The sequence below is a fragment of the Pseudomonas sp. G34 genome, from assembly GCF_031119625.1.
Lineage (GTDB): Bacteria > Pseudomonadota > Gammaproteobacteria > Pseudomonadales > Pseudomonadaceae > Aquipseudomonas.
On record NZ_JAVHZV010000004.1, the window covers coordinates 72,427 to 86,409 of the forward strand.

Annotated in this window: 10 protein-coding genes; 8 read left to right on the forward strand and 2 right to left on the reverse strand. The window is 66.5% G+C overall.

Annotation, left to right across the window (positions count from 1 at the left end):
- Nucleotides 1-80: 80 nt before the first annotated feature.
- The 3 genes from plsB (at nucleotide 81) to QYS36_RS02890 (ending at nucleotide 4,545) form a co-directional block, all read left to right on the forward strand.
- The gene (gene plsB / locus QYS36_RS02880) at nucleotides 81-2,564 is read left to right on the forward strand and encodes a glycerol-3-phosphate 1-O-acyltransferase PlsB (protein WP_308838068.1); all 2,484 of its coding nucleotides are present in this window, start codon (nucleotides 81-83) and stop codon (nucleotides 2,562-2,564) included.
- 159 nt (nucleotides 2,565-2,723) lie between these two features.
- Nucleotides 2,724-3,749: a peptidoglycan-binding domain-containing protein gene (locus QYS36_RS02885; RefSeq protein ID WP_308838069.1), complete on the forward strand. Its 1,026-nt coding sequence runs from the start codon at nucleotides 2,724-2,726 to the stop codon at nucleotides 3,747-3,749.
- A gap of 118 nt (nucleotides 3,750-3,867) precedes the next feature.
- A complete protein-coding gene (locus QYS36_RS02890; protein WP_308838070.1) occupies nucleotides 3,868-4,545 on the forward strand; it encodes a DUF4197 domain-containing protein in 678 nt (225 codons plus the stop codon).
- Nucleotides 4,546-4,876: 331 nt separating this feature from the next.
- On the opposite strand, the gene QYS36_RS02895 is transcribed toward QYS36_RS02890, so the two are convergent.
- Both QYS36_RS02895 and QYS36_RS02900 read right to left on the reverse strand, forming a co-directional pair.
- The gene (locus QYS36_RS02895; protein ID WP_308838071.1) at nucleotides 4,877-7,966 is read right to left on the reverse strand and encodes an efflux RND transporter permease subunit; all 3,090 of its coding nucleotides are present in this window, start codon (nucleotides 7,964-7,966) and stop codon (nucleotides 4,877-4,879) included.
- 6 nt (nucleotides 7,967-7,972) lie between these two features.
- Entirely contained in the window at nucleotides 7,973-9,076 is a 1,104-nt protein-coding gene (locus tag QYS36_RS02900) for an efflux RND transporter periplasmic adaptor subunit (RefSeq protein WP_308838072.1), read from the reverse strand.
- A gap of 93 nt (nucleotides 9,077-9,169) precedes the next feature.
- Here QYS36_RS02900 and QYS36_RS02905 point away from each other — a divergent pair, with 93 nt between their 5' ends.
- From QYS36_RS02905 to QYS36_RS02925, 5 genes are all read left to right on the forward strand, one after another.
- Entirely contained in the window at nucleotides 9,170-9,805 is a 636-nt protein-coding gene (locus tag QYS36_RS02905) for a TetR/AcrR family transcriptional regulator (RefSeq protein WP_308838073.1), read from the forward strand.
- A 56-nt stretch (nucleotides 9,806-9,861) separates the two neighbouring features.
- Nucleotides 9,862-10,233 carry a GFA family protein gene (locus tag QYS36_RS02910; RefSeq protein ID WP_308838074.1) on the forward strand — a complete coding sequence of 124 codons (372 nt, stop codon included), beginning with the start codon at nucleotides 9,862-9,864 and terminating at the stop codon, nucleotides 10,231-10,233.
- 155 nt (nucleotides 10,234-10,388) lie between these two features.
- Complete coding sequence (gene hutI / locus QYS36_RS02915; RefSeq protein WP_308838075.1) at nucleotides 10,389-11,606, forward strand: imidazolonepropionase; 1,218 nt, start codon at nucleotides 10,389-10,391, stop codon at nucleotides 11,604-11,606.
- Nucleotides 11,596-12,546: a formimidoylglutamase gene (gene hutG / locus QYS36_RS02920; RefSeq protein WP_308838076.1), complete on the forward strand. Its 951-nt coding sequence runs from the start codon at nucleotides 11,596-11,598 to the stop codon at nucleotides 12,544-12,546. Before hutI ends, hutG begins: the two co-directional genes overlap by 11 nt.
- An 87-nt stretch (nucleotides 12,547-12,633) precedes the next feature.
- Complete coding sequence (locus QYS36_RS02925) at nucleotides 12,634-13,959, forward strand: YjiH family protein (protein ID WP_308838077.1); 1,326 nt, start codon at nucleotides 12,634-12,636, stop codon at nucleotides 13,957-13,959.
- Nucleotides 13,960-13,983 lie beyond the last annotated feature (24 nt).

The window sequence follows — 13,983 nt, forward strand, 5'->3', positions numbered from 1 at the left end:
TACAAGATTTTGCCGACAGGGCGGCGATCCGGCACACTAGCGGCCCCGAGCTCCGGCTCGTCGCCGCAGCCAGATTTCGTATGACCCGCTCCCCGCTTCGCCGCCTCGCCTTCGGTACCCTGCGCCGCCTGCTGTACCTGTGGGTGCGCTCGGAAACCATCAATCAGTCGGCCTTCACCCTCAAGCTCGACCGCAGCAAGCCGGTGTTCTACGTGCTGCAGCAGCCGTCGGTGAGTGACCTGGCGGTGCTCGATCACGAATGCAGCAAGGCCAACCTGCCGCGCCCGGTGTTGCCCATGGCAGTCGGCGAGCTGGTCGAACCGGCGGCGTTCTTCTACCTGACGCCGGAGCCCGACTGGCTCGGCCGCCAGGACAAGCGCGGTATTTCGCCAACCCTGCAGCGCATGGTCGCCGCCCTGAGCGAAGAGGCCGCCGAGCAGGCGCAGATCATTCCGGTCAGCGTGTTCTGGGGGCAGTCCCCCAACCGCGAAACCAGCCCCTGGAAGCTGTTGTTCGCCGACAGCTGGGCGGTGACCGGCCGCCTGCGCCGGCTGGTGAGCATCCTGATCCTGGGCCGCACCACCCGCGTGCAGTTCTCCACGCCGATCCAGCTGCGCGAGCTGATCGAGCAGAACAAGGGTCAAGAGCGCACCCTGCGCATGGTGCATCGCATCCTGCGGGTGCACTTTCGCAACCAGAAGGCCGCGGTCATCGGCCCGGACGTGTCGCACCGCCGCAACCTGGTCAAGGGCCTGATACACGGCCCGCAAGTGCGCCAGGCAATCGCCGATGAAGCCGAGCGCGAGAAGATCTCCCATGACAAGGCCGAAGCCCTGGCCCTGCGCTATGGCAACGAGATCGCCTCGGACTACACCTACACGGCGATCCGCTTTCTCGAGCTGATCCTGTCGTGGTTCTGGAACAAGATCTACGACGGCATCAAGGTCAACCACATCGAAGGCGTGCAGGACATAGCCCAGGGCCACGAAGTGATCTACGTGCCCTGCCACCGCAGCCACATCGACTACCTGCTGCTCTCCTACCTGCTGTTTCGCAACGGCCTGACGCCGCCGCACATCGCCGCCGGCATCAACCTCAACATGCCGATCATAGGCGGCCTGCTGCGCCGCGGTGGCGCCTTCTTCATGCGCCGCACCTTCAAGGGCAACCCGCTGTACACCGCGGTGTTCAACGAATACCTGCACACCCTGATCAGCAAGGGCTACCCGGTCGAATACTTCGTCGAGGGTGGCCGCTCGCGCACCGGGCGCATGCTGCGGCCGAAGACCGGCATGCTCGCCATCACCCTGCGCAGCTACCTGCAGAGCCATCGCCTGCCGGTGGTGTTCGTGCCGGTGTACATCGGCTACGAGCGCGTACTGGAAGGCCGCACCTACCTGGGCGAGCTGCGCGGGGCGAGCAAGAAGAAGGAATCGATCTTCGATATCTTCAAGGTCATCGGCGCGCTCAAGCAGCGCTTCGGTCACGTGTGGGTCAACTTCGGCGAGCCGATCAAGCTCGACGCCTTTCTCGATGCCCAGCAGCCGGACTGGCGTGAGCAGAGCCTCGGCCCCGACTATCGCCCGGCCTGGCTCAACGAAACCACCAATCGCCTGGGAGAACGGGTGGTTCAACGCCTCAACGAAGCGGCGGCGATCAACCCGGTGAACCTGGTGGCCCTGGCGCTGCTGTCGACCAGCAAGCTGGCGCTGGACGAGCGCGGCCTGGTGCGCATTCTCGACCTGTACCAGAGCCTGCTGCGCCGCGTGCCCTACTCGCCGCACACCACGGTACCGGAAGGCGACGGCCTGGCGCTGATCGAGCACGTGCGCGGCATGGAGCTGCTCTGCGAACAGAAGGATGCCCTGGGTCGCATCCTTTATCTGGACGAGCAGAACGCGGTGCTGATGACCTACTACCGCAACAACGTGCTGCACATCTTCGCCCTGCCCGGCCTGATCGCCAGCTTCTTCCAGAGCAGCGGGCGGATGAGCCGCGAGCAGATCCTGCGCTTCGTCCACGCCCTGTACCCGTACCTGCAGTCCGAGTTGTACATCCGCTGGGCCGATGACGAACTCGACGAGGTGGTCGACCAGTGGCTCGCCGCCTTCGTCGAGCAGGGCCTGCTCAAGCAGGAGAACGACCTGTACGTGCGCCCGGCGCCGAGCTCGCGCAACTTCGTGCTGCTGACCCTGCTGTCGCGCGCCATCGCCCAGACCCTGCAGCGCTTCTACATGGCCAGCGCGCTGCTGCTCAACGCCGGGCAGAACACCATCAGCGCCGAGGAGCTGGAGGAGCTGTGCACGGTGATGGCCCAGCGTCTGTCGATCCTCCATGGGCTCAACGCGCCGGAGTTCTTCGACAAGAGCCTGTTCCGCCATTTCATCCAGACGCTGCTCGACCAGGGCGTGCTGCGCCAGGACGAAGCCGGCAAGCTCAGCCACCCGCCGGCCTTCGCCGAGCTGGCCGAAGGCGCCGCCAAGCGCGTGCTGCCGGCGGAGATTCGCCTGTCGATCCGCCAGGTGACCATGGATCGCAGCGAGGAGCTGATCGACGGGCTGTGAGCCACCGGCCATCTCATCGGGGCGCCGAGTGCGCCGGGCGTTATTGAGGTTTGCCGCCACAGCCCCTAAGATGCGTCGTTGGGGCCACTTAGGGCAGGGATTTTCGTGCGTTATCACACCATTTTAGGATCACTGGCGATCGTAGTTTCCGGTTGCGCCATGCAACCGTCCGTATCGACCTCTAAAGAAGAAAAGCCGGCGCAACCGGCTGCAGTCGCAGAACAGACCGTCGCCGCACCCGCCAGCGCGCAACCCGCGCCGCAGCCGGTTGCCGCCGCCACGCCGAGCGAGGCACCCGCCGCCGCGCCGGTAGCCCGCGAGCCCCAGGAATACGAAATCCAGCCTGGCCAGTGCTGGGTGCATGCCCAGGTGCGCCCGCGCCCGGTGCAGAGCACCCAGGAAGTAGTGGTCAAGGACTCGGTCAACAAGATCACCGTGACCCCCGCCGAGCTCGAGAAGGGCTTCAAGCAGGTGGTCACCCGTGAGGGCACCAAGACCTACCGCATCGAGCCGCCGACCTACCGGGTGGTCTCCGAGCAGGTCAAGATCCGCCCGGAAGTGAAGCGCTACATCGTGGTGCCGGCCGTCTACCAGGACGTCAAGGAAACCGTGACCCTCGAAGAAGCCAAGACCGTGCTCGACCAGTGCCGCGCCGCCGGCACCCGCTATTCGACTGGCACCGGTGCGATGTCCTTCTGCGCCCGCCAGGTGCCGGCCAAGCAGGAAGTGGTCAAGGTCAAGAAGCTGGTTTCGCCGGAAACCGTGCGGGTGGAAACCGACCCCGCGCAGTACAAGAGCGTGACCCGCTGGATCGTCGACAAGCCGGCCCAGGCCGTTGAAGTCACCCTGGATCCGGAATACACCAAGGTCGCCTCCACCGAAGTGGTACGCCCGGTGGAAGCCAACCAGATCATCCTGCCGGAAGAGAAGCGCCAGCTGCAGGTCACCCGCTTCGAAGGCACCGCGCGCATCGTCTCGCGGCAGACCATTTGCGACCCGGACATCAATGACGACCTGGTTACCCGCCTGCAGCAGAGCCTGGTCAAGCGTGGCTTCAACCCAGGCCGCGTCGACGGCAAGCTCGGCAAGCGCACCCTCGATGCGCTGACCGAATTCCAGACCGCCAACGGCCTGGCCGTCGGCGCCCTGACCCTGGAAAGCCTGACCGCCCTGGAAGTCCAGTAACGCCGAATCGGCACGCCCGCAACGGGCGTGCCGCCCTCTCCCTCCCCGCAACCTTCGCCGCGCCCCGCCCCAGCCTGCTAAGCTCGCTGCCTATCTCCACCGCTCGAAGGTTACCGCCATGCTCCGCATCCCCGCTCTCGTCGCCGGCCTGTTGCTGTCGGCCAACGTGTTCGCCCTGTCGCTTGCCGACCTCAGCCAGCAGGACGCCAGCGGCGGCCTCAAGGATGCCCTCACCCAGGGCGCCAAGGTGGCCGTGCAGCAGCTCGGCAAGCCCGGCGGCTTCAGCAACAACCCCGACGTGCGCATCGAGCTGCCCGGCAAACTCGGCAAGGCCGCCAAGACCATGAAGATGATGGGCATGGGCGCCCAGGTCGAGCAGCTGGAAACCAGCATGAACAAGGCCGCCGAAGCCGCCGTGCCCCAGGCCCAGGCGCTGCTGGTCGATGCGGTGAAGAAGATGAGCGTGCAGGACGCCAAGAGCATCCTCGCAGGCCCCCAGGACTCGGCCACCCAGTACCTGAACAAGAGCAGCCGCGAGCAGATCCGCGCCAAGTTCCTGCCCATCGTCAAGCAGGCCACCGACCAGGTCGGCCTGGCCAAGCAGTACAACAGCTTCGCCGGCCAGGCAGCGACTTTCGGCGTGCTCGACGCCAAGAGCGCCAATATCGAAAGCTACGTGACCGAGCAGGCCCTCGACGGCCTGTTCGAGATGATCGCCAAGCAGGAAGCCAGCATCCGCGAAAACCCGGCGGCGGCGGCCACCAGCCTGGCGAAGAAAGTGTTCGGCGCGCTGTAAGCGGCGAGCTGCAAGAAAAGGGGCTGGCGCGTATGCACCAGCCCCTTTTTTCTGCGTTGCGGGACGGATAAAGCGTCGTCCAGCCTACGACTGTAATGGCTGAAAAGGGGCGGGAGCGGTCGTTCGTAGGGTGGACCGGGGCGCGTAGCTGACGCTTCACCTACGCGGCCCGACCCGTCCACCACCCCGTGATCGCAACGGTGGATGAAAAGAGCGTCATCCACCCTACGAAGTTATGCACTGGTGATTATCTGTGGGAGCGGCGAACGGCTGCTTTTGCCTTTTACCAACGCGCCCAAGCAACGCGAGTTCTCAAAGGCCAATCAGGCCTTTAACTGTCACCCGCAGCCTGCGTCCTGTCGCTCGGCTTGACCCGGAACCACGCCGCATACAGCGCCGGCAGGAACAGCAGGGTCAGCGCGGTGGCCACCACCAGCCCGCCCATGATCGCCACCGCCATCGGCCCGAAGAACACGCTGCGCGACAGCGGGATCATCGCCAGCACGGCGGCCAGCGCGGTCAGCACGATCGGCCGGAAGCGCCGCACGGTGGCTTCGACGATGGCGTTCCAGCTGTCCAGCCCGGCCTCGCGGTCCTGTTCGATCTGATCGACCAGAATCACCGAGTTGCGCATGATCATCCCCGACAGCGCGATGGTGCCGAGCATCGCCACGAAACCGAACGGCTGGCCGAACAGCAACAGGAACAGGGTCACGCCGATCAGCCCCAGCGGCGCGGTGAGAAACACCATGATCATCCGCGAGAAGCTCTTGAGCTGCAGCATCAGCAGGGTCAGCACCACCACCACGAACAACGGCACGCCGGCGGCGACCGAGGTCTGGCCCTTGGAGGAATCCTCCACCGAGCCGCCCACTTCCAGCAGGTAGCCATCCGGCAGGCTGGCGCGGATATCGGCCAGGGTCGGCAGGATCTGACTGGTCAGCGTGGCCGGCTGCTGAGGCCCGTAGATATCGGCGCGCACGGTGACCGTCGGCAGGCGGTTGCGGTGCCAGATCACCCCTTCCTCGAAGCCGTACTCGAGGGTGGCGATCTGCGCCAGCGCCACGCTCTTGCCACTGTCGGTGGGCACCGCCAGGCTCGGCAGCTGTTGCAGCGCCTGGCGCTCCGCCGGGGTGCCGCGCAGGAGGATTTCGATCAGCTCGTTGTCCTCGCGGTAATCGCTGACCGACGAACCATTGAGCGAGCTGCGCAGGAAGTTGGCCACCTCGGCGGTGCTCACGCCGAGGGCGCGGGCTCGCTCCTGGTCGATGTTCAGGTACACCACCTTGCTCGGTTCCTGCCAGTCCAGGTGCACATTGACCACATGGGGGTTGTCGCGCACCTTGTCGGCGACCTGGCGGGCCAGGGCGCGCACCTCGTCGATATGCTCGCCGGAGACCCGGAACTGCACCGGGTAACCCACCGGCGGGCCATTTTCCAGGCGCGAGATACGTGTGCGCAGGCTCGGGAATTCGTCGTGCAGCACATCGATCAGCCAGGCGCGCACGGCTTCGCGTTCCTCGATGGATGTAGCCAGCACCACGATCTGCGCGAAGCTGGTGGCCGGCAGTTGCTGATCCAGCGGCAGGTAGAAGCGCGGCGAACCGGTGCCGACATAGGCCACGTAGTTGTCCACCCCCGGATGACCGGCCAGGCGCTGCTCCAGGCGGCGTACCTCGGCCTCGGTGGCGATCAGCGAGGCGCCTTCGGCCAGCTTGAAATCGACCATCAGCTCCAGACGCCCGGAGGCCGGGAAAAACTGCTGCGGCACGAAACGGAACAGCAAGATCGAGCCGACGAACAGCGCCAGGGTCAGCACGATGACCGTCTTGCGCCAGCGCACGCACCAGTCCACCAGACGACGGACACGTGCATAGAAGGGCGTCGAATAAGGGTCATGCCCGCCCGTGCTGCCGTGCCTGAGGGCTGCGCGCTTGGCCAGATCCGGTAACAAACGCGCGCCCAGATACGGCACGAACATCACCGCCGCCACCCAGGACATCAGCAGCGCGATGGTCACCACCTGGAAGATCGAGCGGGTGTATTCGCCGGTGCCCGACTGCGCCGTGGCGATCGGCAGAAAGCCCGCCGCGGTGATCAGCGTGCCGGTGAGCATCGGGAACGCCGTGCTGGTCCAGGCGAAGCTCGCCGCCTTGAGGCGGTCGTAGCCCTGCTCCATCTTGATCGCCATGATCTCCACGGCAATGATCGCGTCGTCCACCAGCAGGCCCAGGGCCAGCACCAGGGCACCGAGGGAAATCTTGTGCAGGCCGATGTTCAGGTAGTACATGGCGGCGAAGGTCATCGCCAGCACCAGGGGAATCGACAGCGCCACCACCAGCCCGGTGCGCAACCCGAGGGAGAAGAAGCTGACCAGCAGGACGATGATCAACGCCTCGGTAAGCACCTTGACGAACTCGCCGACGCCGGTCTTTACCGCTGCCGGCTGGTCCGAGACCTTGCGCAGCTGCATACCTGCCGGCAGGTTGTTCTGCAGGCGGGTGAACTCGCTTTCCAGCGCCTTGCCGAGCACCAGGATGTCGCCGCCGGGCTTCATGGAAACCGCCAGGCCGATGGCGTCCTCGCCCATGAAGCGCATGCGCGGCGCCGGTGGGTCATTGAAGCCGCGGCTGACCTCGGCGACGTCGCCGATGCGGAAGGTACGCTCGGCCACACGGATGGGGAAATCGCGGATCTGCTCGACCGTCTCGAAGTTGCCGCTGACGCGCAGTTGCACCCGGTCGCTGCCGGTCTCGAAGAAGCCGGCCACGGGCATCGCGTTCTGCTGCTCGAGGGCCTGCTGTACGGCGGCAAGCGGCAGGCCGAGGGTGGCCAGTTTGGTGTTCGACAGCTCGATCCAGATCTTCTCGTCCTGCAGGCCGACCAGCTCGACCTTGCCGACATCCTTCACGCGCTGCAGCTGCAGCTGCACGCGGTCGGCGTAATCCTTGAGCACCGCGTAGTCGAAACCGTTGCCGGTCAGCGCGTAGATATTGCCGAAGGTGGTGCCGAACTCGTCGTTGAAGAACGGCCCCTGGATACCGGCGGGCAAGGTATGGCGGATATCGCCGATCTTCTTGCGCAGCTGGTACCAGAGTTCGGGAATCTCGTTGGAGTGCATCGAGTCGCGGGCCATGAAGGTGACCTGGGACTCGCCGGGCCGCGAGAAGGATACGATGCGTTCGTACTCGCCGGTTTCCATCAGCTTCTTTTCGATGCGCTCGGTGACCTGGCGCGACACCTGTTCGGCGGTGGCGCCCGGCCAGTTGGTCTTCACCACCATGGCCTTGAAGGTGAACGGCGGGTCCTCGCTCTGCCCCAGCTTGGTGTAGGACAGCGCGCCGACGACGCCGAGCAGCAGCATCAGGTAGAGCACGATCTGGCGCTGTTGCAGCGCCCAGGCGGAAAGGTTGAACGACATCGGCGCTTACTCCTTGGCAGCCAGGTCGACGGCGCGGTTCTGCCGGTCCACCGGGCGCACCTGTTGCCCGTCCAGCAGCACCTGCACGCCGGCCACCACCACCCAGTCGCTGGCCTTGAGGCCATCGAGCACCGGCACGCTCTTCTCGCCATAGGCACCGACCCGCACGGCGGTGCGCTTGAGCGTGGAGGTTTGCGGGTCGACCACCCAGACATAGGGCTGGCCCTGTTCCGCGCTGAGCGCCGACAGCGGCACCGCCAGCGGTACGTCGCCATTGCGGGCGATGAATACCCGGGCGCTCTGCCCAAGCTCGACCGGGGCGTCCGACCGTTGCAAGGCGACGCGCGCCGCGTAGGTACGCGAACGTGAATCGGCCGCCGGTGCCAATTCGCGTACACGCCCGGCCAGCTGCTGGCCGGGCTGCGACCACAGCTCCACGGCCACTTCCTGGCCGATGGCGAGGTTGCTGATCGCCTGTTCGGGCAGGTCGATCAGCACCTCGCGCTCGCCATCGGCGGCCAGCACGAACACCGTCTGCCCGGCCGCCACCACCTGCCCGACCTCGGCCCGGCGCTGCACGATCACCCCGTTCTGCGGCGCCTTGAGCACGGCGTAGCCGGCCTGGTTGTCGGCAACGCTGAGCTCGGCGCGTACCTGGCGCAGGCGCGCCTCGGCGGCGCGAAAGGTGTTTTCGGCGTTGTCGGCCAGGGATTTGCTGATCATCCCGCGCTGCTGCAGGGTGCGATAACGGTCGCGCTCGGCGCGCGCCAGTTGCAGGTTGGACTCAGCCGATTGCAGCTGGGCGCGGGTGGCATCGAGTTGCAGCCGCACATCCTGCGGGTCCAGCTCGGCCAGCGGCGCATCCTTCTCGACCCGCTGGCCCACTTCCACCAGCCGCCGAGTGACCTTGCCGCCGATGCGGAAGGCCAGTTCCGGTTCCAGCCGTGCCCTCACCTCACCGGGATAGCTGTCCACCTGCTCCGCCGCCAATTGCGGCTGGGCGACCATGGCCGGTCGGGTTCCCGGCTGCGGCGCCTGCGCATCGCTGCAGGCAGCGAGGGACAGTGCCAGGCACAGGGGTGCAAGGCGAAACAGAGCATGGCGAGACATGATGAGCGTCCTTTCAGCGGGAACTTTTTAATATTTGTACTGCCGAGTATATTAAAAATAGCGTACTCGCCAGTCCAGTATTAAAATCACCTGATGTCAGACACTTCATTGCAACCCAGCGGCCCCGGTCGCCCCAAAGATCTCGCCAAGCGCGAAGCCATCCTCGCAGCGGCCAAATGCCTGTTTGTTCGCCACGGCTATGCCGGCAGCAGCATGGACGCCATCGCCGCCCACGCCGGGGTTTCCAAGCTCACGGTGTACAGCCATTTCACCGACAAGGAGACGCTGTTCTGCGCCGCGGTGAAGGCCAGGTGCGAGGAACAACTGCCCGAGCTGTTCTTCGAATTTCCCGCCGGGGCAAGCGCTCATAACGTGCTGCTGAACATCGCCCGCGGCTTCAGCCAGCTGCTCAACAGCAGCGAATCGGTCGAGCTGCACCGCCTGATGACCAGCCTTGGCGCCCAGGATCCGCAGCTGGCGAAGATCTTCTACGAGGCTGGGCCACAGCGCCTGCTTGCCGAAATGGAGTGCCTGCTGGGCAAGATGGACCAGAGTGGCCAGCTGCGCATCGAGTCGCCAAAACTCGCCGCCGATCAATTCTTTTCCCTGCTCAAGGGCGGCGCCAACTTCCGCCTGCTGATCGGCTGTGGCGCAGCGGAAACCGAGGCGCAGCAGGAGCAGCACGCCCGCGCCACCGTCGAGATGTTCCTGCGCGCCTATCGCCCCTGAACCGCTACGCCCTGCTAGAGTTTTTGCCAAGCCCCTGCAGGGCGCGGAGGTGTGGCATGGATCGATTCACGGGTGGCTGCCTGTGCGGCCAGGTACGCATCGAGGCGGTGGGCCAGCCTGAGCGGGTCGGCATCTGCCATTGCCTCGACTGCCGCAAGCATCACGGCGCGTTGTTCTACGCCGCCGCTATCTTTGCCCAACAGGCCGTAACGGTCAGCGGCGAAACCCACAGTTACGCCGGGCGCCACTTCTGCCCAGGCTGCGGCTCCTCGCTGTTCGCCCACAGCGGTGATGAAATCGAAGTACACCTGGGCGCCCTCGACGCCCCCGATCGGCTGCAGCCGACCTACGAGTGCTGGACCAGCCGGCGCGAAGCCTGGCTACCGCCCTTCCCCGTCAGCCAGCGCTATCCCAAGGATCGTTGCTGAGCCGCCAGCCCGCTGCCGGCCCTGCTGCGACCCTCAAATGTATATACATATACAGACCCACAGCCCCGCCCCGCTGACCATTTTATCGCCAGGTACTTGACCATCTCGAGCCTTTCCCTTAATTGTATATACATTACAAGAAAGGGCGATCTGCAATGGCTTCTTCTCAAACCACCCGCTGGCTCTGGCGCAACGTCACGCTGTTCGACGGGCTCGAACAGCTCCCCGAAGCAATGGCCGTTCTGGTCGAACAGGGCCGCGTGGCTGGCCTGTGGCCGGAGAGCGGCTTCGACCCGAGCCTGGCCGGCGGCGCCCAGGAAGCCGCCAACGGCGGCGTGATGACCCCGGGGCTGGTGGACTGCCACACCCACCTTGTTTACGCCGGTGATCGCGCCGGTGAGTTCGAGATGCGCCTGGAAGGGGCGAGCTACGAGGCGATCGCCCGCGCCGGTGGCGGCATTCTCAGCAGCGTGCGCGCCACCCGTGCGGCCAGCGAAGACGAGCTGATCGCCGCCAGCCTGCCGCGCCTCGATGCGCTGCTGGCCGATGGCGTGACCACGCTGGAGATCAAGTCCGGCTACGGCTTGAGCGTTGCCGACGAACTGAAGATGCTGCGCGTGGCCCGTCGCCTCGGCGAGCTGCGCCCGGTGCGGGTGCTCACCACCCTGCTCGGTGCCCATGCCCTGCCGCCGGAATACGCCGGCCGCGCCGACGCTTACGTGAGCCTGGTCTGCGACGCGATGATCCCGGCGGCGGCCCGTGAAGGACTGGCCGATGCGGTGGACGTGTTCTGCGAAGGCATCGGCTTTTCCCCCGCGCAATGCGAGTGCATCTACCAGGCGGCCCAGGCCCACGGCCTGGCCATCAAGGCCCATGCCGAGCAACTGTCCAACCTCGGTGGCAGTGCCCTGGCTGCAAGCTATGGCGCGCTGTCCGCCGACCATATCGAGTACCTGGATGAGGCCGGCGTGCAAGCCATGGCCGAGGCCGGCACCGTTGCCGTGCTGCTGCCCGGGGCCTTCCACGTGCTGCGTGAAACCCAGTTGCCGCCCATCGAACTGCTGCGCCAGTACGGCGTGCCCATGGCCGTGGCCAGCGACGCCAACCCCGGCACCTCGCCAATCTGCCTGCCGACGCTGATGGCCAACCTGGCCTGCACCCTGTTTCGCCTCACCCCGCGCGAAGCCCTGGCTGGCATGACCGCCCATGGCGCCCGCGCCCTCGGTTTGCCGGAGCTCGGTCGCATCGTCGTCGGCGCCCCGGCCGACCTGTGCCTGTGGGATATCCAGCATCCGGCCGAACTGGCCTACGCGGTGCAGGCCGGGCGCCTGCGCCAGCGCGTGTTCAATGGAGTCGTGACCTATGCTCGCTGACCGTCACTCGATGGCCGCCTGGAGCGGCCGTAACGACCCGGAAGCCGACAGCGCACGCTGGCACCAGCGCATCCAGGCACTGGCCGACGACAGCCCGCCCGGCCTGGCCCTGCTCGGTTTCGCCTGCGACGAAGGTGTGCGCCGCAATCATGGTCGTGTCGGCGCCGCCGCTGCGCCGCAGAGCGTGCGCAAGGCGCTGGCCAACCTGGCCTGGCACCGTCAGGCGCCGGCCTATGACGCGGGGGATGTCAGCTGCGAGGACGGCGATCTGGAAGCCGCCCAGGCGCGCCTCGGCCATAACGTCTGCGCGCTGCTGGACGCCGGCCATCTGCCGCTGGTGATCGGCGGGGGGCATGAGGTGGCCTTCGGCAGTTGGTCGGGCCTGGCCGAGCACCTGTCCGGCAACCCCACGCCGCGGATGGCCGCCCCGAAAATCGGCATCGTCAACTTCGACGCCCATTTCGACCTGCGCGACCCGGCCCATGTGCACTCCTCCGGCACGCCCTTCGCGCAGATCGCCGCGCAGTGCGCCGCCCGTGGCTGGCCATTCCGCTACGCCTGCCTCGGCGTCAGCCGCGCCAGCAACACCCGCGCGCTGTTCGCCCGTGCCGCCGAGCTGAACGTGCTGGTGCGCGAGGATCATGAGATTCGCGAGTCGACCCTCGATGCCATCGGCGCCGAGCTGGACGCCTTCGCCGCCGAGTGCGATGCGCTCTACCTGACCTTCGATATCGACGTGCTACCGGCCTGCGAAGCGCCGGGCGTCAGCGCCCCGGCCGCCCGTGGCGTGCGCCTGGACCTGCTCGAGCCACTGCTCGAACGGCTCAAGGCCAGCGGCAAGCTGCGCCTGGTCGACCTGGCCGAGCTCAATCCCGAATACGACATCGACAACCGTACCGCCAAGGTGGCGGCGCGGCTGATCCATCTGCTCAGCCTCTGAGCCGAACGCCCGACGCTTTCCCGCACAACAACAACTACGAGGAAATCCCGATGTTCACCACCGCCCACCGCGGCCAGGAGCCGCGCCATGTCTGAGCCGCTGCCGGTGAGTACCGGCGTGTCGCGCCCGCGCGCCCTGGCGCGCCTGCTGGGCTACAGCCTGATCGGCCTGCTGCTGTTCTTCGTGCCGTTCGAGATCGCCGGGCGCTCGACCATCCTCCTCGACCATGCCGCCAGCGCCCTGCAACTGCATGCACGGCCACTGGTGATCGGCGTGGCGCTGCTGTTCATGCTCTACGGCGCGCTGGCGCCCTGGCTGGATGGCAGCTGGCGGCGCAGCCTGACCCATACGGTGTTCAGCGTGCTCAAGGTGTGCGGCCTGCTGATCGGCGCCGCCTACCTGCTGCAGCTCGGCCCAGAGGCGCTGTACCGGCCGGACATGCTGCCGTTTCTGTTCGAGAAACTGGTGCTCAGCCTGGCGCTGATCGTGCCGCTGGGCTCGCTGGCCCTGGTGTTCCTGATCGGCTTCGGCCTGCTGGAGCTGATCGGTGTGCTGATGCAGCCGGTGATGCGACCGATCTGGCGCACGCCGGGCAAGTCGGCCATCGACGCCGTGGCGTCCTTCGTTGGCAGTTATTCGGTGGGCCTGCTGATCACCGACCGCATGTACCAGCAGGGCCATTACAGCGTGCGCGAGGCGGCGATCATCGCCACCGGCTTCTCCACCGTGTCGGCGCCGTTCATGGTGATCATCGCCAAGACCCTGGGCCTGATGGGCCAGTGGAACCTGTACTTCTGGGGCGCCATGGCGGTGACCTTCGCCGTCACCGCGATCAGCGCGCGCCTCTATCCGCTGTCGCGGCTGCCGTCCGAGTCCACCCCCGAGGCGCCGCTGCAACCCGGTGAAAGCCGCCTGGGCAGCGCCTGGCGCGCCGGCATGCAGCAGGCCAGCGTGGCGCCGTCGCTGGGCGCTGCGCTGCGCGAAACCTTCGTCGATGGCCTGCGCATGACCGCCGCCATCCTGCCGAGCATTCTCGCCGTCGGCCTGCTCGGCTTGCTCGCCGCCAAATACACGCCCTTGTTCGACGCCCTCGGCATGCTGCTCTACCCGCTGACCTGGCTGTTCGGCCTGGAAGAGCCCATGCAGGTGGCCCGCGCCATCTCCGCCGGCCTGGCGGAGATGTTCCTGCCGGCGATGCTGCTCAAGGACGCCGACCTGCTGGTCAAGTTCGTCACCGCCATCGTCTCGGTGAGCAGCGTGCTGTTTCTCTCCGCCTCGATTCCCTGCGTGCTGGCCACGCGGATTCCCCTGAGCCTGGGCCACCTGCTGCTGATCTGGCTGCAGCGCACCCTGCTCAGCCTGCTGCTGGCCATTCCACTGGCCTACCTCGCCAAATTTCTGGGCTGGCTCTGACCGCCCACCACTGACCCGTTCCCA